This window comes from Arcicella sp. GW821-FHT09D11 (assembly GCF_059416265.1).
Map to the genome: position 1 here is coordinate 201,099 of NZ_JBWKOV010000007.1, position 22,206 is coordinate 223,304.

Annotated in this window: 18 protein-coding genes; 9 read left to right on the forward strand and 9 right to left on the reverse strand. The window is 33.4% G+C overall.

The features are described from left to right. Positions 1 to 5 precede the first annotated feature (5 nt). The 4 genes from AC07N0_RS18735 (at position 6) to AC07N0_RS18750 (ending at position 4,357) form a co-directional block, all read left to right on the forward strand. On the forward strand, positions 6 to 1,682 hold the full coding sequence (locus AC07N0_RS18735; RefSeq protein WP_494590467.1) for a RagB/SusD family nutrient uptake outer membrane protein: 1,677 nt from the start codon (positions 6 to 8) through the stop codon (positions 1,680 to 1,682). Positions 1,683 to 1,923: 241 nt separating this feature from the next. After that, positions 1,924 to 2,823 carry an NmrA family NAD(P)-binding protein gene (locus AC07N0_RS18740; RefSeq protein WP_494590468.1) on the forward strand — a complete coding sequence of 300 codons (900 nt, stop codon included), beginning with the start codon at positions 1,924 to 1,926 and terminating at the stop codon, positions 2,821 to 2,823. 12 nt (positions 2,824 to 2,835) lie between these two features. Further along, a complete protein-coding gene (locus AC07N0_RS18745) occupies positions 2,836 to 3,756 on the forward strand; it encodes a helix-turn-helix domain-containing protein (RefSeq protein ID WP_494590469.1) in 921 nt (306 codons plus the stop codon). A 139-nt stretch (positions 3,757 to 3,895) separates the two neighbouring features. Then, positions 3,896 to 4,357, forward strand: a complete 462-nt coding sequence (locus tag AC07N0_RS18750) for an SRPBCC family protein (RefSeq protein WP_494590470.1) — start codon at positions 3,896 to 3,898, stop codon at positions 4,355 to 4,357. Positions 4,358 to 4,803: 446 nt separating this feature from the next. On the opposite strand, the gene AC07N0_RS18755 is transcribed toward AC07N0_RS18750, so the two are convergent. The 6 genes from AC07N0_RS18755 to AC07N0_RS18780 form a co-directional block, all read right to left on the reverse strand. Next, complete coding sequence (locus AC07N0_RS18755) at positions 4,804 to 6,624, reverse strand: T9SS type B sorting domain-containing protein (RefSeq protein WP_494590471.1); 1,821 nt, start codon at positions 6,622 to 6,624, stop codon at positions 4,804 to 4,806. A 20-nt stretch (positions 6,625 to 6,644) separates the two neighbouring features. After that, positions 6,645 to 7,199, reverse strand: coding sequence for a hypothetical protein (locus tag AC07N0_RS18760; protein ID WP_494590472.1), 555 nt, complete (start codon positions 7,197 to 7,199; stop codon positions 6,645 to 6,647). A gap of 16 nt (positions 7,200 to 7,215) precedes the next feature. Then, entirely contained in the window at positions 7,216 to 7,608 is a 393-nt protein-coding gene (locus AC07N0_RS18765) for a leucine-rich repeat domain-containing protein (protein WP_494590474.1), read from the reverse strand. Then, a complete protein-coding gene (locus AC07N0_RS18770) occupies positions 7,602 to 8,666 on the reverse strand; it encodes a leucine-rich repeat domain-containing protein (protein WP_494590475.1) in 1,065 nt (354 codons plus the stop codon). Before AC07N0_RS18770 ends, AC07N0_RS18765 begins: the two co-directional genes overlap by 7 nt. Positions 8,667 to 8,820: 154 nt before the next feature. Next, positions 8,821 to 9,516, reverse strand: coding sequence for a hypothetical protein (locus AC07N0_RS18775; RefSeq protein ID WP_494590476.1), 696 nt, complete (start codon positions 9,514 to 9,516; stop codon positions 8,821 to 8,823). Positions 9,517 to 9,522: 6 nt separating this feature from the next. Next, positions 9,523 to 9,990: a hypothetical protein gene (locus AC07N0_RS18780; protein WP_494590477.1), complete on the reverse strand. Its 468-nt coding sequence runs from the start codon at positions 9,988 to 9,990 to the stop codon at positions 9,523 to 9,525. Positions 9,991 to 10,339: 349 nt separating this feature from the next. Here AC07N0_RS18780 and AC07N0_RS18785 point away from each other — a divergent pair, with 349 nt between their 5' ends. Further along, entirely contained in the window at positions 10,340 to 10,498 is a 159-nt protein-coding gene (locus AC07N0_RS18785) for a hypothetical protein (RefSeq protein ID WP_494590478.1), read from the forward strand. A gap of 257 nt (positions 10,499 to 10,755) precedes the next feature. Beyond that, entirely contained in the window at positions 10,756 to 11,271 is a 516-nt protein-coding gene (locus AC07N0_RS18790) for an RHS repeat domain-containing protein (protein ID WP_494590489.1), read from the forward strand. Here AC07N0_RS18790 and AC07N0_RS18795 read toward each other — a convergent pair. Beyond that, complete coding sequence (locus AC07N0_RS18795; protein ID WP_494590479.1) at positions 11,257 to 13,899, reverse strand: DUF6443 domain-containing protein; 2,643 nt, start codon at positions 13,897 to 13,899, stop codon at positions 11,257 to 11,259. The genes AC07N0_RS18790 and AC07N0_RS18795 overlap by 15 nt on opposite strands. A gap of 63 nt (positions 13,900 to 13,962) precedes the next feature. Continuing rightward, positions 13,963 to 14,847, reverse strand: a complete 885-nt coding sequence (locus tag AC07N0_RS18800; RefSeq protein WP_494590480.1) for a hypothetical protein — start codon at positions 14,845 to 14,847, stop codon at positions 13,963 to 13,965. Positions 14,848 to 15,472: 625 nt separating this feature from the next. Here AC07N0_RS18800 and AC07N0_RS18805 point away from each other — a divergent pair. Further along, entirely contained in the window at positions 15,473 to 16,468 is a 996-nt protein-coding gene (locus AC07N0_RS18805; RefSeq protein WP_494590481.1) for an IS110 family RNA-guided transposase, read from the forward strand. On the opposite strand, the gene AC07N0_RS18810 is transcribed toward AC07N0_RS18805, so the two are convergent. Further along, positions 16,400 to 16,948 (reverse strand): transposase, encoded by a 549-nt coding sequence (locus AC07N0_RS18810; protein ID WP_494590482.1) that lies wholly within the window; start codon positions 16,946 to 16,948, stop codon positions 16,400 to 16,402. The genes AC07N0_RS18805 and AC07N0_RS18810 overlap by 69 nt on opposite strands. Positions 16,949 to 18,601: 1,653 nt before the next feature. Here AC07N0_RS18810 and AC07N0_RS18815 point away from each other — a divergent pair. Both AC07N0_RS18815 and AC07N0_RS18820 read left to right on the forward strand, forming a co-directional pair. Next, positions 18,602 to 19,270: a LuxR C-terminal-related transcriptional regulator gene (locus AC07N0_RS18815; protein WP_494590483.1), complete on the forward strand. Its 669-nt coding sequence runs from the start codon at positions 18,602 to 18,604 to the stop codon at positions 19,268 to 19,270. A 309-nt stretch (positions 19,271 to 19,579) separates the two neighbouring features. Then, positions 19,580 to 22,206: DUF6443 domain-containing protein (locus AC07N0_RS18820; RefSeq protein ID WP_494590485.1), on the forward strand; the 2,627-nt coding region annotated here is incomplete at its 3' end.

Sequence of the window (22,206 nt, forward strand, 5' to 3'; positions counted from 1 at the left end):
TGAAAATGAAAAAATTTATCAAAACAATACTTGTTTCAATCGGATTAACAGGAACGCTTGGATTAAACTCCTGCTCAGACTTTCTTGTTGAAACCAATAAAAATACTGTTACAGCCGACCAATTTTACAAAACTACTGAAGGAGTAGAAAGCTTAGTAAATTCTTGCTATGCACCTACTCGTATATGGTATGGAAAAGTGATTGGGCATCTTCTGACTGAAGCTGGCACAGATGAAATGCTTCCCGGAGCTTTTACATCATATACTTATTTTCATGATTATAGTGCTAATTTACAAGCAACAGAAAGTGGTTTTTTGCTTGTTTGGAAAAGCTTTTATCGTGGCATTAATGCTTGTAATACTGCTCTGGAGAATATTGCTAACTCACCATTATCGGCCAATCTTAAAGCTGTTCGTGAAGGAGAAGTTCGTTTTTTAAGAGCTTTTTATTACTATCATTTGGTAGAAACTTTTGGAGATATTCCTCTAAGAACTAAATCGACGACAAGCCCTGAAACTACAGCGTTGAGAAATTCTGTTGATGATATCTATAAGCTTATTTTCAGTGACTTAGAATTATCCTTAAGCCAATTGAAAGGTGTAACGGCACCACAAGGAGGCCGTATTACAGAACCTGCTGTAGCCGCTTTATTAGCTCGTTTGTATTTGACTAAAAATAAAAATACGGAAGCAGTAGCCATGGCCGACAAGGTAATTAATAGTTACAATTTTAAGTTAATGACCAATTACAAGGCTATCTGGGATGTTGCCAATAGTAGTGGTAGTACTAATACTGAAGTTATTTGGTTTGTAAATTATTCAGAAAACAATAACATCAACGATTATGGTCGCTATGACGATTTGGGTTATTATTGGTTATGGGAAGGTGGAAACCATGGACACGTATTGTATTTACCATATTTTATTGGCGTAAATGGCTGGAATTATGATTTAGAAACAGGTCGTCCGTTGGTACAATATATGCCATCAAAATTCTTGCTCGACTTATATGATGAAACCAAAGATGCAAGGTATAGTGGCTCTTTCCGTACAGTATGGACAGCAAACGACCCTAGCACGCTTCCAGCAGGTACAAAATTGGGGGATACTGTGATAGTAGTGTCTAAAAAAGCTGTAACGGAAGCTTATCGTAAGTCGAAGCCGTACACTATTTATGATGTTAATGATATTTATCAAGCTAACACTTTGCCAAATATTCCTCGCTGGCGTTTCCCTGCATTATTAAAATTTGCTGACCCTACCCGTGCATCAAAAGACGTGGTAAATAGCAAACGTGATGCATTTGTATTCAGATTACCAGAAATGTATTTGATTGCTGCTGAGGCAAGTATGAAATTGGGTGATAATACAAAAGCAGCCAGCTATGTGAATGTTGTAAGACAACGTGCTGCCTTACCCGGCAAATCACAAGATATGCTTGTAAAGTCTTCAGACATCACGCTGGATTTTCTTTTGGATGAAAGAGCCAGAGAGTTTGTTGGTGAACAACTCCGTTGGTTTGACTTAAAACGCACTGGAAAATTGCTTGATAGAGTAATCAAAAACAATCCTGATGCAGCACCAAACCTTAAAGCTTACCATTTGCTACGTCCGATTCCACGTGTAGAGATTGACGTACTCCAAAATAAAAACGAATTTATCCAAAACCCTGGATATAATTAAGTTTACCTCTTTGCCACAAATACACAGGTACAAATCGTATCTGTGTATTTGTGATAATAGTAAGTAATAGATACTAAAATAGTTCTATACCTTTTAAAAAACCTCATAATTCAGCGTATCAATCCATCCTCAGCCCATCCAGTAACCAATCAACCTTATATTTTATTAGGACAAAAGTAGATTTGCTTATTCCTATATTTTGTTTGTTGCAGAACTTTGTATCAAATAAAAAATAGGAAAAATGAAAATAGTCATCACAGGTTCTCTCGGGAACATTAGCAAGCCACTGGCCATAGCGTTAGTACAAAAAGGGCATTCAGTTACGGTTATCAGTAGCAAAGCCGAAAGAGTAAAAGACATTGAAGCAATTGGAGCAAAACCTGCGATTGGCACAATGGAAGACATTGGTTTTTTATCAGCAACTTTCAAAGGCACTGATGTAGTGTATGTGATGGAAGTACTTGGGGAGAATGCTTTTTTTGACCATAATATTGATGTAATCGCTGAAATTACTAACATTGGCAATAATTATAAACAGGCTATTGAACAATCTGGCGTAAAGAACGTTGTTCATCTTAGTAGTATTGGTGCTCATACTGATACAGGAAATGGTATACTTGCTTTTCATTATCATGTTGAAAACCTTTTGAAGCAATTGCCTAATGATGTTTCCATCAAATTTATGCGTCCTGTTGGCTTTTATTATAATATGTTTGCATTTATACGAACGATTAAAGCACAAGGCGTAATTGTTTCTAATTATGGCGGTGATGAAAAAGAGCCTTGGGTTTCTCCTTTAGATATCGCTTCTGTGATTGCCGAAGAAATTGAAAAACCATTTGATGGCAGAGAAATTCGATACATAGCAAGTGATGAAGCATCGCCCAATGAAATTGCCAAAATTTTAGGAGAAGCAATCGGCAAACCCGACTTAAAATGGATAGCAATTCCTGATGAACAAATGCTGAATAATATGGTAGCGGCAGGAATGAATCCACAAACTGCCAAAGGTTTTGTGGACATGAATGCAAGTAGACTAGGCGATGTATTATATGAAGATTATAATCGCCACAGACCTATATTGGGAAAGGTGAAAATTGTAGATTTTGCAAAAGAATTTGCTCGTGTGTATGAACAATAAAATAAAAGCAAAATGCCTAATAATCAAGTTCAAAGGATAAAAACAATCACCGAGTTTCATCGGCTAAGAGGTTTACCTAAACCACAGCACCCTTTAATCAGTGTGATAAATTATGCTGAAATCAAACATTCTACTGATAGTAATTTGAGTAGTTGGATACTTGATTTTTATTCTATTTCAATAAAAAGAAATCCAAATACCAAAATAAAATACGGACAACAGGAATATGATTTTGATGAAGGCGTGATGTTTTTTATGGCCCCTAATCAAGTTTTTAGCGTTGAAGTTGGACAAAATATACATGTAAAACATTCGGGATGGATGCTCCTCATCCATCCCGATTTTTTATGGAATACATCTTTAGCAAAAACGATCAAACAATATGAGTTTTTCGATTATGCCGTGAATGAGGCTTTATTTCTGTCGGACAAAGAAGAAACAATCCTTGGTAATATCATACAAAATATCCAACAAGAATATTATACTAACATTGATAAATTCAGCCAAGGTGTAATTGTTGCACAGATAGAAGTATTACTTCATTATGCAGAACGGTTTTATCATCGACAATTCATTACTCGTAAAAAAGCTAATCATCAAATTCTCGAAAAATTAGAAAATTTACTTGCTGACTATTTCAATAACGATGCTTTGTTGAAAAAAGGGATTCCGACAGTTCAATATATTGCGGAGACATTAAATGTATCTCCCAATTATTTAAGTGGCTTACTGAAGATATTGACAGGAAAAAGCACCCAACAACACATACAAGACAAATTAATTGATAAAGCAAAAGAAAAATTATCAACGACTGATTTGTCTGTCAGTGAAATTGCGTATGAATTAGGGTTTGATTATCCCCAAACATTCGGTAATTTATTCAAGAAAAAAACCAACTTTTCACCTTTGGAATTTAGGCAGTCATTTAATTAAAGTGATTGAGAAAAACGCCTAATCGCTAACTTAATTTTAAGTCTTCCAATATTATAAAAATAGATGTAGTAATTTAAACATTACTATCTTTGACATTATTAATATGATAGGTTTATTTGAGCAAAAAAATATTATACAGATGGCATCAGAAATTATCTCGACAACTCCAGATTGTGAAATTGTAACTTCAAGAATTGTAAATGCATCAAGAGACATTGTTTATAAGGCTTGGACCGACCCAAATCATTTAAAAAATTGGTGGGGGCCAGCAGGCTTTACCAACACTTTTAACGAGTTTGACCTAAGGGAAGGAGGTAAATGGAGTTTTATCATGCACGGGCCAGATAAAGGGAATTATGCCAATGAATGTGAGTTTATAAAGATAGATAAACCAAATCTTATTGCATGGAAACGTCATTCTAAGCCGCTATTTCAAGTAGTGGCAACATTTGATGAAGTAGCTAGCAACAATACAAAAGTTGTTTTTAAAATGCTTTTTAATTCAGCAGAGGAATGTAACAAAATCAAACCATTTGTGGTCGATAAAAACGAAGAAAACATGGATAGACTTGAGAATGAATTAATAAAAATGATTGCTTAAAGCTACTGTTAGGTTTTGTATTTAGTATAATCAGTATTAAAAAGACAGTCTTGGCTTTCCTTCATGACCATAATTATTTAATTATCAATATATTACAAACAAAACAATTCTAGAAATGTCAGTATTGTCAATTTTCAGAATTGTTCTGTGGGAGGATTTACTCGTAAAATAAAAGTAAAGAGTCAAAAGACCGAACTAACGTGGATATTATTTGGCGTGTATATAGCTAATAGGGTTGGAATTATTAACCGACGGTATGAAGTCAGTAGCCTCATAAATTAGTAACTTTACAAAAATATTAGAGGAACATAAAATTGTATTTTTCAAATAAACCACCTCAGATGAAATGCAAAATCCACACAGAAGATGAGCAGATTATATCGTAAAGTAATATCAAAAATAATTTTCAAGCAAAGCAAAATTTTAATACATGAAATAGCTCATCTCTAACGAATTAACGTTAATGAACCTTTATAAACCTGATTTTCAAGACCTTCAGCTAGAATACTATAAGCATATACACCAGAGGGTAATTCTTGTCCACCGTTATATTTTCCATCAAATGGTTTTTCATAGCCTTTTGAATAAAAAACTACTTCACCCCAACGATTATATATAATTATTTCAGAAGTGGTAAATGTTTTAATATTAGCAATCTCCCATGTGTCATTTTCCCCATCACCATTAGGAGTAAAAATATTAGGGATATATAGTCTACTTTCAGTATAAATAATTGTTTTTGCTTGTGCTTCACAGCCCAATAAAGAATGAGCTTTGATAGTGTATTCTTGAATATACAGAGGATTTGTGCTTGGAATTTGGATTAAAGGATTATCTAAATAATCGGAAGGCAACCATTCAAATAGTAAATTTTGGAGATTCACTTTATTGGTTAGTTTTATAGGTTCTCCTTTGTTCATTCTAAACACAGGCTGAATCTCAATCTTTATAGGTTCTTCCACAACTATCATTCTTTTGCTTGTACCCAAGCATCCATTATCTCCTTTTACTTCGTATTGTATAGGAAAACTACCAAGACCAGCCATGGCAGGATCAAAAGTACTACCATTAATACCAGTTCCTGTAAAAATACCTCCTGAAGGCTTTACCATCAATGTTATAGGTTTATTAGTAGTACCACAAATAACATTGATGGAATCAAATACAACTGTGCCACTTGGCTTTTCATTAATCAAAATAGTAGGCGATTCAGCTTTACAATTGTTATCATCTGTTATTTTGATTTGATAGTTTCCTTTTTTTGAATTTTGTAAAGTATTAGTTGTAGCGTTTGGAATTACCTGATTATCTAAAAACCATTGATATGTATATTTTCCTGTGCTAGCAACTAAAATATCAGCGTTTAAATCAACTATATTTTCTTTACAAACATCTATTTCCTTCGCAAGAATGGTAACTTCAGGATTAATGAATGTTTTAGCAATAAGCGTGTCACTTCTTAGACAATCAAAACTTTTATCTTTTACCTGAATAATATATTCCGCAGCTTCATTTATCTTTTGACTGAAGGAGTTTGCTCCAGTAATCACTTGCCTGTTTTTAAACCATTGATAACGATTATCGACACTGTCTTTAACAGCTATTTCAACTGTTTCACCTTCACAAAATTCAATAGGTTTGGGTAGTATTTTTATCCGTGGTAATTTAACATTTTCAACTTGTATCTCGTTTGATAAAGCTTTTCTTACACATTGATTTTTGTAAGTTGCTATAACTACATAACTCCCTTCACTATTTGTTGAATAGTTTTGAGATATTGCACCATATATATTATCACCATTTTTTTGCCATTGATAATTCAAATTATCATCAGGTGGTGTAAAACTTATGTCAAACACAGTACCAGGACATCCAAAAACTTTGGGTATAACTTGATTTTGAATGAGCAATGTAGGACTATTGGGTTTATAGTTCGGGCAGTCAATAATAGCTATTTGAAAATCTCTTCGAGCGGCACTTATTCTTACACCAGCCCTAAATTCTTCTACTAAAACAGAGAAAGCAAAAAAGCCTACTTCGCTGGAAGTAGGCTTGATTTCGCCAGTTTTGCTATTGATTGTTAATGGTTGAGACCCGGGTATCGCAGTAGTAGCAGAAAAGCCTGGTTGCCATTGAACAAGTGGGGGATTATTTAAATCTATAAAATCATAGAGGCTACCTTGAAGTAAATCTACACTTGAGTAACCTTTGTACGGAGTTACTAACGAATAACGGAGCTCATCTTCATCTATGTCTGTTGCCCCCATGTTCATATTGAAGGCATCTTTTACACAAACAAAGCTTCCATTGGGTGTTTTGAAATCGGGAGTACTATTGATAAACTCTTTTCCATTTTTATCAAAAAAGCCTTTGTATTTAAATAAAACATTGTACCAACACCGTTTGGGTCTGAAACGTCGATATTTCTTGTAATATTATTTCTACAACAACGCTGCCAAATAATCGCATAGCCTCTATCGTCATTATAATATTCATTAAATGTAAACCTCCCAACATATTTAAACTCAGAGGCTTTGAAGCCATAAAACTGTTGACATGCCTTATTGTCATATACAAGGTCACGAAGAAGAACTAATTTCAGAGGAATTCCTTCTACAATTGTTCCACCATTACTTGTATATACCCTTAAATAAGTAGATGTTTCAAATTCATCGTTTTTAGCTTCTGTATTATCAACAAATACCGACAAAGTAAATTCATATTCTCCTTTATTGCCAAGGTGCTTCATTGTGATGTCACCACCCATGATGTGTTTGGCTGTAGCTATTGATGGTAGTAGAATTAATAGCAAGACAATAATTTTCTTGACTCCAGAAATCATATAGAACAATTGTAGATTAAAAAGCTTTTAAAATTCCTCTTAGTTGGCTTTGGGGTAACATAGTACCTTTTAAACTATCTTTTAATTTAGCCATTTGCAGTTTATCTAATAGTTTAGTTTCAAAGTTAAATCTACGAAGATTTTCTAATTTCCCTAAATTGTCTGGAAGGCCTTTAATGGGATTGTCTACTAAATCTAAAGATTGTAAGTTTTTTAACTGACTAATACTTTCAGGTAACTTTTTAAGTTGATTAGTTTCTATATTCAGACTTTGAAGGCTTTTTAAATTTCCCAAAGATTCAGGTAATTGCTCTAATTTATTTGGGGGTAATTCTAGGCTTTTCAGTTTGCTTAGATTCCCTAATTCATTGGGTAATTTATTAAGCTGATTAGATGATAAATCTAGCACTTTAATTCCTTTAGTCCGCCTATGCCTTTTGTCAACTCTTGCAATTGGTTATTTCTCAATCCTAATGTTTCAAGTTTCCCTAAACTAGAAAGGCTTTCTGGCAATGCCGTCAGCGTATTATGATTCAAGTTTAATTCTTTTAAATTTATTAATTTACCTAAATCATCGGGGAGTTTAGTAAGTTGATTTTCATTAAGTTGTATGGTTTTTAAATTACCTAGCTTACCTATACTGGCGGGCAATTCTTTTAGCTTATTGGCATGAACATCTAAATTTTTCAACTGTGTAAGTTCTCCTATACTTTCAGGGAGTTTTTCTAATGGATTGAGGCTGGTAGTGAGCGATTTTAACTGACTTAATTTACCTAAGGACTCTGGCAATTCTTTGATATTATTATTAATTAGACTCAAAGATTGTAAATTTTTCAAATCTCCAATACTCGTTGGGAGCTCTTTTAAATAGCTATTATTGAGCGACAAATCTTGTAGATTGGTAAATTTCTTTAAATCATCAATAGGTACTTCTTTAAAGTTTGAAATAGATAAACGCACTACTTTATCTGGATTTTTCAAGGCTTCATTAATATCCGTATAAAGAGGTAACTGTGAAAGCTCTTTTTCTCCAAATTGTAAATTAGGAATAAGGTTATCTTTTAGTTGTAAGTGTTTATCTTCAAATTTTTTCAATAATCCCTCTGGAAGGGATGTTAGCTTCTTGCCCGTTAAATTGAAATTTTGTAAAGAGTCTAAATTACCAACAATGTCAGTTGACAATTGACTAATTTTATTATTAGCTACATTAAGGTCTTTTAGTTTTGGAAGGCTTAATATTTCAGGAGGTAATTGTTCTAAATTACAATTACTTATATCAAGCGTTTCTAAATTTTTGAAGGATGCACTTTTTTTCAAAAACTTATTGATGTCTTCTGGCTTGAGTTTTAGTTTTTGTATATCTTCAGCATTTTTCAAAGCCTCTGATAGCGAAGTTGTGTTGACTTGAGCGAAGCTTTGTATGTAGAAATAGCCTAAAAGAAGGCTAGTGAGAATGTATTTTTTCATAATTAGGTTAGTGTTGTATGTTTTGTTATTGTTTTATTGAAATAATAAATAGGGTAGTAAAGCTAGCTAGTTTTAAAATAAGTTAGTTTTCGCACCTATTGAAACAAGTGTTGCAGTTGGTGCCAAGCAGGGATTGAGATTAGAAACTTCATAATCAGAAAACCTCAAAATAAATAGTATCACTTTGGATTTTGGGTTCCTTTATAAATTTAAAATTTCCCCAATAGCTAGGGAGTTCATACTCAGACTTTTGATTCTTATCATTCCAAAATTTGAGTTTATGAAATAGATGTTCTTCCTTTATTTTACAAAATGCCCGATATTTTCCCTTTAAAATGTTGTGAATAAATGTATTGTGAATATCTAAAACAGTATTTATTGAACGAGAAATTGTTCGGATAGAATCTTTTTTAAGAAAAGTCATATAGATTCCGTTTGACTGAATTATGTCTAAATTTCTAGTTTGTATAGGTACTTCTATTTTTTTTAATATATTTTCTGATATTTCAAATTTTTTATCATGCTCTAAGATACTATAGCCAATATCTTTCTCATTAGGAAAAAACTTTTCTCTATCAACAAGATCTAGTACTGTTTGATCAAAAATACTTTGCCATTTACCAGTGGAATCCAGTTGTTCAAATGAAATCTTAGGTGAGCGAAAAGCAATATTCTGATGTTGAATATTTATTATGCGTGCCTCTAATGCATATCCAGTCTCAAATCTTTTCTCATAAGGAGATATATATAATAAACTTAGTTTTATCGGAATAATAGAATCTTTATCCTTTTGCTTTTTACAACTTAGGAATAAAGAGAAAATAAGGAGAAAAATCATTATATTTTTCATGTGCTTTTATTTAAGGGTTGTTGGTACTCCAAATTTTCTCCAGCCAAAAGCTTGCGGTGTTCTAAAATTATTAGTTGCACTAGGATAATCCCTAAAAAATTGTGCATATTTAAATTCTCTCATACTTTTTGCTGATACTAAAGAATAACTGTAAGCAGAAGCTTCGGTAAATGTATTGAAAAGCTTCGCGCCAGTCTCATTACCATATTTTTTCATCATAGCCTCAAATAGCCCCATTTTATAATGAGAAGCATGTATAAATTCATGCCCTAAAACAGTGTAGAGTTTTCTGCTATTACTTAGTATTGACTTAGAAATATAAATATCACTCATTGGAGAGGAAGGCATTTGATTATAAATTGTTATCCCATCTGAAAATATTTTATTTTCATTTTGGTGGAATCTGTAAATATCTCCTGACTCTTTATCGTAATGCATACCTAGCTGCTCTCTGAATTCAGAGGCCGTTGTCAAATTATTAACTCCAAATTTTTCTTTAAAATCTTCTCCAAAGTTAGATTTAGCAAAATCATTAATAGCATCCTTATCAAACGGTAATGGGTCATTTATGCTATACCCTTCAGGCGCTTTGACAGAAGCTGCTATTTTAGCTTGTGTTTTTTAAATGACGAATTCCTCCTGTAATTGCACCACTAATGCCACCTCCTTGTATTCCTTTCCAAACATTACCCCCCTGAATAGCAGAACTTACACCTCCTGAAATGCCGATAATGTAGAGCCTTTTTTAAGTACTCAAGCTTCTTATACAGGCAATTTTTCTGATAAAGTATCTCAAGGGGAAGGACCATCAAAAACCATTCTTGTGCAAGCAGGCGAGTTAATTACTGCCAAAGTTTTTGCTCATTATGAATTTGAGAAACAAAAGAAAAGACGTAAATTGTGGTTGCCAATTCTGTGGTTTGGTAAGGAAAGTGTAACCAAAACCCAGCAGCAGGAGCTAGAGAAGATGAGCGTTGGGTAATTCGAGGGGGCGTTGCAGTACCAATACAATATGGCTCTAAAACGGTTGAAAGAGGACAACAACCACAAGCTTATTTAAAAATACAGGTTTTAGATACCGCAGACCGTGTCGTTGAAACCCGTAGTGTACCTGTAAGTGTTGAAGCGAAAGACTCTTGGGAAGAGCTTACGTTACAATATAAAGCGCCTGCTGATGGAAAGATAAAGGTATTAACAGGTGCTGATAATGTTAGTCCTGTATATTTTGATAACCTGACTATTACGCAAGAGCCTGCTGTTGTAGTACAAGAAAACCATTATGACCCTTGGGGAATAGAATTAGTAGGTATTGAAACCACTAACTCAACCAATGGTGGTGATGAAAACCTTTTCCAAGGTAAAGAAAGAGAATATGCTTTTGGATTAAATTATGACTCTTTTGGCTGGCGTGACTATGACCCTGCATTAGGTATTTGGCATACTCAAGACCCTGCAGGACAGTTTTCTTCTCCTTATGTGGGAATGGGGAATAAGCCAAATATGGGAATTAATCCAGATGGTAGGTTTGCTTTTATGCCATTATTGATGATATCACTATTCAGTGGTCATATTTCTGGCATGATAAGCCAAGGGAATGGTGGGGACTATGGGAAATCTTTCTTGAGTGGGTTTGCTTCAAGTATGATTGGTGGTGCAGTTGGGGCTGGCATGACAAATTTATTGGGAGAGGGAATAACATTAGGAGGAAATATTGCTAGAGGTGCAATTGGTGGATTAGTTTCAGGGGGCATGTAAAGTTTCTGTTACTTTGTCTTGTGGTTCAAAGCTACTTTGTCCAGAAACTGTCGCTGTAGATTGACGATACGCTACCCTAAGATTACCCTGTTGGTCTCTATATTGATATTCATAAGTATTAAAATCACTTGACCCTCCCTTTAATACTCTACCTTCATCATGGTTAATGCTGTATGGATTTCCATCACGATAGATTATATCTCCTACATAATCATATCGTTTTTCAGCAGTACCATCTTTGATAATTTTGTACATCCTTAGCCCAGAAGCATCATAGATGTTTTGGATAGATCTATTATTGCCTGTTAAAGTAATTACTTCAGCAAGCCCAAGATAGTTATAAGTAATACTTGTTATTTCACGGTTCCGGTCTAGTTTCAGACTGCCATCTTTATAGTACTCATAATCATCTGAAGCAGTATTTCGGTCTTTAAAGTCTTGTACTATTGCAGGTTTATTATTAGCTTCTGCATCTTGTACTTTTTGTAATTTATTAGAATTAGTAGCATAAGTATAAGTTAGGTTATCAATCACTCCCCAACCACCAGGTGCAGTGGCTGTTCCGCTATTCATTCCTTTTCTTGCCAACGAAGTAATGTTGCCATTATCGTCATATCCAACACTTTGTAGGGTATAATCTTCGCTTCCTACACCAGCATAAGTAGCTCCATTTAGTCTATCTTTCGCATCATAGCTATAGGTGAAACTTCGGGTACTCGGTCTACTTTTTGAAATCCAAGACTGGGATTGTAGTAAATCCGTATAAGTACCATTAGAAGTAGGTGCTTTATACCCATACTGTATTCCAAAAAGATGATTCTGTGATGCTTCTAAGCTATTTGCACCACCATTAACGGTCTTTAATCGTCCTCTAATATCATAGTTATAATTAACTATCTGCAAAGCGTTAGCACTTGTTCCTCCCCCCGTATTGGCACCAATGTAGGCATCATAATTGGCATAAACGTCAGCATTGGGAGAAAAAAGCACTTCTGATGTTGCAATAGAAGAATTATTGCTTACACTACCTGTAATAGTAATATTACTTTGATAGTTAGTCCCTCCCCCTGATGACATATTATAAGTACCAGGTTGTATTTTTTTAATAGAGAGTCTACCTACATTATCATATTCATAATTAGCAATCTCTAATTCTTGGTTAGCTCCAACTTTATGAAATGCCTTGAGTTTTCTACCAGCATTATCATATTCATAACGAGTAATGATAGTTAGTTCATTTTGCCCACCTTTACGATAGACTACTGTTTCTTTACTTAATTCACCAGAATATAAATATTCATTGGTAGTAGTATTAATACTTCCAAAACGATTTACAGAATGTGTTCGAATAATTCGACCCTCATCATCATAATACACTACTGAAGTCAGCCAATCATTGGTTGTTAAATTACGCGTTTTTGAGCCTGTTAATTGCCCTGTAAGTGTTTTTAAATTGCCGTCACTAAGGTATTGTCTATTACTAACGGTGCAGGCAAAGTCGGTAGGCAATCCCCAGCTATAGTTATCATAGTAGTTAACAATTTTACAGGCTCCACTCGTTAAAAGAGGTGGTGTTGTATTGCTATAGCCTTCAACAGTTGGATTTTCACGCGTTTCGTAAACATTACCTGTTTGATTATCAAATTGTGTTTGCCAAACAGTTCTGGTTTCATCATTAAATAGAACAGCCTTGATGATTACTCTACCCAACACATCATATTTAGTTACAAGCCATTGATAATTATCAATATGTCGTTCATTCCGAGACATTACAGCTTGACCAAGTCTGTTATATACAACCTCTGTCCACCCACCACCAGGAGATAAGGATCTAATAGCTCTACCTTGTTCATCATAATCAGTGGCAAATACTAACTCTTTTTTGTCACTGATGTTAAAATCTGTAGTACCGTACATTTTTGGTACAATAATACAAACAAGCCTATCTAAAGGGTCATAAGCATATTGCGTAACCAATCCAGAGGCTTCTTGTCTTAAAAGTTTCCCCTCTTTGTTAACATATTCTATTACTTGTTTGCCATCTTCACCTGTTGTAGTTTTTTTGGTAACAATATTAGCAGCGTAGCTTCCTTTTTGAATACTATTGGCATGAACATACTCATCAGTATAATAGTATTCAAAGGTTGTGGTGACAATCTCTGTATTTTCACTTACTTTAACATTGTTATTATGCCAGTCTAATCCTACTCCAAATTTAGTAGTGGGTCTTCCTGATGCATCATAAACAATTTTAGAAAACGGTGCAGCATCTCCATAAGCGTTATTTGCTCCAGTTTGTATATCGGACTGGTAAGAACCATTTGATGCTGTACTAGGGTAAAGTAAATAGTTTTTTTCAGGTCTTCCAAAAACATCAAAAGTACTACTCGAGATGATATCATTTTTGCTTGGACTCATCTTGTAACCAATTGATTGTAACGCTCTACCTGTACCGTCAGAATATTCAATGGTAGTAGTTACAACATTTTCTTCTCCTAGATGATTAGTGGTAGCTGTTTTAGGAACCCTAACAATAACACGATTTTTGGTATTATCAGTATTAAGTGTTTGAGAAAAGGTGTTCGTTATTCCCCAAAAGAGGATTAATAGTAGATATAGTTTTTTCATCTTATTTTCTTTTCAATTGAGGAAAAGTGTACTTATTTGTATGTTCTTCGTAAATAGAAAAATCTACTGACCTTTAGGTTTATACTCTATATGCTTTATGATATTCCCAAAGCGATCTAATACTTTAATCAATCTACCAGTTCCCGTCTCATAAACATTAGTAGTAAAAATACCATTAGGAGCAGTCTGTTTAGTAACACCAAAAATTGGAGAATCAAAGGTTACTGTAGAAGTCTGTGCTTCGACTGTTCCAGAACCATTTGTAGTCTGATATGGTAATAAATCATTCGTTTGATAAGTCATCGTAGTTTTAGCACCAAAATTTACCTTCGACTCTGTAGGCAAACCATAAGCGTTATTACTATTTATAGTATTTGAAAGAACATAATTTGGACTTTTGTCAATAGTTCTGTTTGGTTGATTATTTGACCCTGTCCATTTTGCTTCTGTAAAACTATCTAAAGGGAACAATTTCAGGCTATAACTTTCTTTTGGTAATGGAGCTTTTGGAGAACTTTCAAGATGATAATTTAAATAGCTGGCATTTATAATTTTATTATTTCTTTTAGTGAATGTTTCAATGGGTGTAGCAATCATATTCCTATCTAAAAGTTGTTTAATTGCTTTTGGTTCATTGTCTGTTGGAGTCTGTGATACAGAGGTAGTTACATTTTGACAATCATAAGTCCATCCTACTTGTTCTACATAGTTTGTTTGGCATTCTTGAACGGTTGTGCTAGTAACTCCAAAATTAAAATCACCTGCATATTTATTCCAGTTTTCAATAATATTACCCTTTGAATCTTTTGTAGTTGTTTTTACGACTTGATAATGGTTACCTGGATAAGTAGTACGATAGGCAACAGGTATTTCAGTATCATTTTTATAAAAACACTTTACTTCATCTTCTGTATAATTATTGTCAGAATAGTCATAATTACGTTGCACTTGCCTTTTTAAATAAGCATGATAAACTGTGAAAGAATAGTTAGTTTTTTGTGATTCAATAGGAGTAATTTCATTTAAATATTGAAGCTGTTTAAACTTTTATTTTTTTATTGATTTTACGTAAAAAAATGACTGAGAATGTCATGAAATGAAGAGACATCCAATTTTGAACTAAAAATTCAAATCTTATCAAAATGGCTTTAAATCCGTCAATCCAAGCGTTGGTTCGTTCAATCACATAGCGTCCTTTATAAAGCTCTTCATCAAAAATGTTTGTTCCAATTGGACTCAAATCCTCCTGTTGTGTATTCCTTCCATTAGGTTTAATATTGGAAATAATACCTTCTTTACTACAAGCTTCTTTAAATTTAATTGAATCGCAACGGCTTTTAGATTTGAATGATATAAATATTCTAATGATATATTTTTAACTTAGAGTATTAAAGACCAACTCCAGTAGAGATATCTTAGCGCAACGGCAGGGTAAAACCCATGGTTCGATTCAAAGCTCTACTGGAATTATTTAGGCGACAAATTCAAATAGAAATGAGGGTTAATGACCCATGAGAAAAGTATCGAAATTGTCTAAATAGTTGGCCTTTTCATCTTTAATCATTTCAAAGGTATGGAAAAAACTTATTTCATTGGTGTCGATGTTTCAAAAAACGAATTGGATTTTGCGATAGTAAATTCTAATAAAGTGCTTTTTCATTTAGAAGTTACCAACGACAAAACAGGTATCGATAGCTTTATCAAACAACTCAAAAAACAAACTGATTTCAGTTTTCATAACAGCCTTTTTTGCATGGAGTTTACGGGTATTTATAATAACATACTCTTGAATTACTTGTCTGCTAATCAAGCATTTATATGGGTAGAAAATGCTCGACAGATAAATGACAGCATGGGAGGTAAAACAGATAAATTAGATTCTATTCTGATTGCTCAATATGCCTATAAAAATCGTGAAAATCCACGTTTATGGTCTCCTAAAAGAGAGGTGATACAAGAGATTGACAGATTAACAGCTATCCGTTTACGTTTAAAGAATGCTGCTAAAATGCTTCAAACACCTTTAAGTGATGCTAAGAACTTTATTGGTAAAAAGGCTCATAAAAGTACTTGCGATGCTTGTCAGGACTCTATCAATGCTCTTAAAAAAGATATTAAAAACATTGAAAAAGAAATAGAACAACTCATCAAAAATGACCCTGAATTAGCCCACTTGTTTGAAATTATTACCTCTGTGAAAGGTATCAGTAGTGTAACTGCTACTGAAATTATTATCACAACTAATGAATTCAAAGACATTGATGATCCTAAAAAATTTGGCTCTTATGCAGGCTGTGTCCCATTTGAAAGGTCTTCTGGCAAGCGAAAGGGAAAATCTAAAGTCAGTCCCATTGCCAACAAGAAGCTAAAGTCTTTGCTTCATTTAGCAGCATTATCAGCCATTCAATATTCTAAAGAACTTAAAGCCTATTACCAACGTAAAGTGAATGAAGGCAAAAACAAAATGCTTGTTATTAACAATGTCAGAAATAAACTCATTTTAAGAGTTTTTGCATGCGTTAATAAAAACCAAAAATATGACGAAAATTATTCCTTTTCTCTTGTTTAAGTCATAGAAATCTTTTAGATTTGAATAAGCATTTACAAATAAACCGTCCAAATTAACATTAGCACCTTTCATGATGTTACAGAGTTCTATAAATAGGGATTCTATTTCATATAAATTATGATGGTTACCTGCTTGAGGAGTACTCATTGATAATACAATACCTTGATTGTCAGTTACAAATAAGGAGTTTGTTGTTTTACAAGACTTTCGTCCTTGATAAGCAACAGACTCTCCTCCATTCTTTGCAGGCGTATGAGAACCATCTAAAGCAAGGCTTGATAAATCAATATGCTGATGATTTTCTTTGAGTAAATTAATGAAAATCTTTTTCCAGCAACCTGCTTTACACCATTTATTATAGTGATAATAAACTGTATTCCATGACAGAATAGCACCACCAAAGAACTCTTTTGTTGGTAATTCTCGCCACTGGCAACCTGTTTTTAATCGATATAAAATAGCTTCAACTAGTTCTGACAAAGGTACCGTAGGCTCAAAAATACGACTTCCAACTGATAAATGTGGGATAATCCACTTCTATATTGTATTTTTACTCAGCATTCTCATTAAGTGATGTTTTATGATTCGACACCACAAAATTCTCACTTATTTGGGAATGTTTTTCATTTGTTTAAACAGCTTCATTATAAAAATTTAGCACTACAACAAAGGTTTGCTAAATTATATTTTTTCTTAAAATTTAAAATTATTTTATGTTTAACATTTATTCCATCCTGTGAGTTTTTATCAAGCATTATTTCTTGAAAATTTGACCCCAGATTAATTCATATAATGACATTATGAAAGATAATTTTTGGGGAGGCTTTACATAAAGCATTAAATAATGATGAGTTTATAATTTTGCTTCAATGAAATACTAACCGTTCAAAACTTATTACCAATAAGTAAATATCAAAATATAGTTTCATAAACAGACATCTACTGTCCAATTTATCTTTTCCAATTCATCTGTAGATAGCTTTATATATTTTACATACATTTTCCAAATTATTTTTTTTAATGTTTTTTCATTAAAAAAATAGATTCTGTTTTTTTAATTTACAGCTTTTTTGATAAAATGGCGTCAATATTGTGCTCCCCTGCTAAGTGGTCCTGCTTCTGGATATTCTGCACCAGCTTCTCTTTTAGGATACCGATTTTTGTCTAAGTTTTCTTTTAATAAAAAAGAAGATGTATCCAATTAAACTAGATCAATATCTTGGTTTGTAACTATAAAATACATTGTAGTAGTAGCACAACTATTTTTATAATCAAGTGTCTCTCTCTAACATCACAACTAATGACTAAAACACTAATTAAAATTCGAAGCATTGTTTATTATGTTTAGATAGTGGTTATGTATTATAAAGTTGTAGAAATTCCAAGTAGTATTATAACGTATATTCAAAAACTTATTTGTCTACTCTTACTAGTGTAGTATCTATCATTTGCCTTTTTAGCATTTCATTCATTTAAATAAAATGCTAATTTATTATTTTACTCCTTGTAATTTATTAGAAGATTATGGCAAACTAAAGATTAATAACATATTAGTATATACGCTATTAATTATGAAATAAATTTAGGGAAATAGTAGTATCTATGCTAAGATATTAAACTAAAAATATAGTTTAATATATTGCTTAGCTTAAATAAAAGCTGAATCAGTCTCAAAAAGTGTTAAGAGAAGAAATACCAATAGATTCCCTAACGAGGAAACATTAAAGAATCCTTATATAATTTAACAAACTTTAAATTCTTCAACACGAATAGTATAAGTATATACGTCAGGGAATAATTCTTATCCATAAGTATGCTTTCTATCGAAATATTATGACAGCCGTTACTATTTCAAATCTTTCCAGATAATAGAAAGTAAACTATACGTGTAATGCTATTTATCAAAAGCTAGTTTACATGTATGCATAAGATGAAATACAGAATAAACTATCTTATATTTAATGAAATAAGATATTATAATTTTTGTAGAAAAAAATTCGACGAGATTTTTATTATAATTTATTGTTAATATTTATAGATTTTTTATAATTTTATATAAAATAGAGTTTTTAATATATCTATATTATTCCTTTAATAATAACCCACTTAACCATAATAACTCACTAATAGCTTATGAAAAAAATTGACTTGCCTACACAGGAGGCGGTACCTACCCTAATGATTGCCTTGTCTGATAAACTTAAAGCAGAACTTATTGCCACACTTGAATCTAGGATATCTTTTCAGTCAGCCTACATAGTTAATGACGGGATAAATTTATTTGAATTATTGAATACTCATAAACCTGATTATTTACTAATTGATAATGAGCTTCCAAATAGCGGGGGGTTTGGTTTTCTTAAAAAATTGAATCGTTTAAACCCTAGTACAAAAGTGATAATTTATGGAAATACTTCTAAGCCCGAATATTTAAGAGCATTTTTGTCATCTCCAGCAGTTGGATTTATTCAAAAAAGCTGTGGTATTGATGATTTTATTTCTTGTTTAAAAAAGATTTTTAGAGGAAATCGTATTATATTCTCCGATATGTGTGATTTTCAGCAAAACTCGAACTTAGAAAAAGAAAAGACTCTAAAGAAAAAATCTTTTAATCTAACTAGACTTTCTGACAGAGAAATGGAAGTTTGGGATTTGTTAGTACAAGCTAGAACAGAAAAAGAAATCGCCGAATTATTATCAATTAGTACTAGTACTGTAAGAACACATAAAAATAAGATTTCTGAAAAGATGAATATAAAAAGAAAGAAAAGACTTACATCATTTGCATTAATCAACAATTGACGTATACAATATATCGTTATCGTCTAAATGGTTGATTCTTTTAAAGAAAAATCAACCATTTAGACGATTTCACAATATTTTAATTTAATATTAATTTGTACGATTAATATCCTAAAGTCCGTAGGAATACACTTGTAAATACAGTTAAAAACTTTAACCATGAAATGTTATATGAATAAAGTTCTACTTAAAACAATATATTGTTTCCTTCTGTTACCTTATTACATATCTGCTCAAAGTTCTGATAAGAATTTTGTCCGGGAGACAATTTACAAGTCTGGTTCTGGCAGTATTTCCAATCCCAACTTGATGCAGTCTACCATTACCTATTTAGATGGTCTGGGTAGACCCACTCAAACAGTCGCTGTCCATGCTGGGGGACAAGGGCAGGATTTAGTCTCTCACATCACCTATGATGCCCTAGGCAGAGAATCTAAAAAGTATCTACCATATCCCCTTGTAGGTGGTAAAGGTGAATACCAATCCAATGCCCCTGTCAGTGCTGCCAGTAACCTAGGGGATGCCAACCCCTATAACATTACTATCTATGAAGCCTCTCCCTTGAATAGAATTGCTAAACAAGCAGGTCCAGGAGCTGATTGGAAAATCTCTGAGAACCCCAATAAACTAGATGACCATTCCATAAAAGTTAAATACTCCACCAATACTGACAACGAAGTAAAACTCTTTGAAGCTTTTAATGCCAGTGGGAACAAACTAGATAACAGTTGGCATATTGCTGGAGGACTAGTTTTTATCGGCTATTATGCTGCCAACCAATTATGGGTAACAGAGACCCTTGATGAAAACAATACCACCGAAGCTGGCGGGAATAGAATACGAGAATATAAAGATAAATTGGGTAGGGTTGTCATGAAACGCGTGTTCGTAAGTGAATCCAAAAAACTAGATACCTATTATGTCTATGATGATTGGGGACAACTCAGAGCTGTTTTCCCACCCTTGCTTTCATCCAATCTAACTGCCACTAATAATACAGAATTTACTAGTACTGATTTAACAAATGTAACAGAGCTGGCTTTTTTGTATTGTTATGATGACCAAGGTCATATGACCCAAAAGAAAGTACCAGGTTCAGACTATGTGTCAATGACATACAATGAAAAAGACCTTTTAATTACTTCTCAAGACGGCAATCAACGAAATGCAGGAATTTCAGCTTATACCAATTATGATGATTTGAACCGAGTAAAGTCAACAGGGGTAGGAACTGAATGGCTTACCAAAACATATTATGATGGACTAGGAGAAGATGGTTTAGATGATGCTAGCTGGCTTAGTACTACCAATAGTGCAAGTGATTATGCCAATATAGATTTAACAGTCAAGAAAGGATTGGTCACAGGCGGTCAGACACGTGTGATTAAGGCTGATGGGACTTATGTAGCAACAGGATTATCCAATAGAGTATACTATGATAGTAGAGGAAGAATAGTAAAGAGTTATAAAGAATACTATGCAGTAGGCTCATCACCTTTTGAAACAGTTTGTTTAAAACGTTCTTATACAGGAACAGTTCTTGAAGAGCAAACAGTCCAAGGCAATAGCTTAGGGACTTTAACACTTACTAAGAGTCTTCAGTATGATCATGCAGATAGACTCAGGAGTATTTGTCACAGGATAGTAGAGATTATCTCAAGCAAGACCCGTGAGGAAGTACCTCATCTATTAAACAATCTTCATTATGATGGATTAGGGAGGTTAGATAGAAAATCAATGGGAAGAATGCCTGCTAAGTATTTGAAGAGCAATCCAAATTCAGAGTTTGCAGAGACACAGTATTTTAAGTATAATATCCGTAACTGGTTGACAGAGAGTAGTGCTTATCGGTTGGTGGATAAGACCGCTTATGATAATGCACCAAGTGCAGAGAAACTCAACTTTAATGTAAAACTAGAATATGCTACCCAGAAACAGTATAATGGTAACATAGAGAAGTATTCTTGGAATGGAGGTTCCTATGGTCTTGTGTATGATGGAGCCAATCGTTTGATAAGTGCTCTAGACGAAAGCAAACAAGCTTATTATGATGAAGAGCTTACTTATGATGATAATGGTAATATCAGTACGCTTAAAAGAAGCAGACATGTTAATACGAGTACTACAGATATAGCTGATAATCTAACTTATACTTATAGCAACAGTGGTAAAGGCAATCGTTTATTAAAGGTAGCCGATAGTGAACTTTTGGAGGCAGGTTATGCAGATGTAAATGCTACAGGGGATGACTTTAGTTATGATAATAATGGCAATTTAACCCAAGATAAAGACAAAGGCATAGAAACAATTAGTTATAATGTATTAAATTTGGTGAGGCAAGTAAGTGGTGTTACCAGTGGTACCAGTAAGGCAAAGGGTGTAATACAGAGTTATGTGTGGGATGGTACAGGCAATAAGTTATCTTATATCAGTACAGGTACTGGTACAGTCAAAAAAACTTATGTAGGGGCAGTAGAGTATACGACCAATGAGAATAATGATTTAGTACCCAATCGTATCGCGACAGAGGAAGGACATGTATTAAAGAGAGAAGGGTGGACAGAGGAGAGTACCAAGAGTAAATATGTTTATTATTATGCTGTCAAAGACCATTTAGGGAATGTACGGGTAGTCATAGATGATGAGCAGGATGCTCAGTTATGGCAGAGTAATAGTTACAGTGCTTTTGGATTATTGGTGCCCGGAACAGTAACTGGTATTAGTGCAGAGGCATCAGCAAAGGCTAATGATAGATATTATAATGGTAAGGAGGCACAGGATGTAGTGGGTTGGTATGACTTCGGAGCTAGAATGTATAACCCCGAAATAGCTAGATGGATGACGGTAGACCCATCTCATGAAGATGGAGGACAAGAATCATTTACGCCTTATGGTTATGTGTTTAATAATCCAATTAAATATACTGACCCTGATGG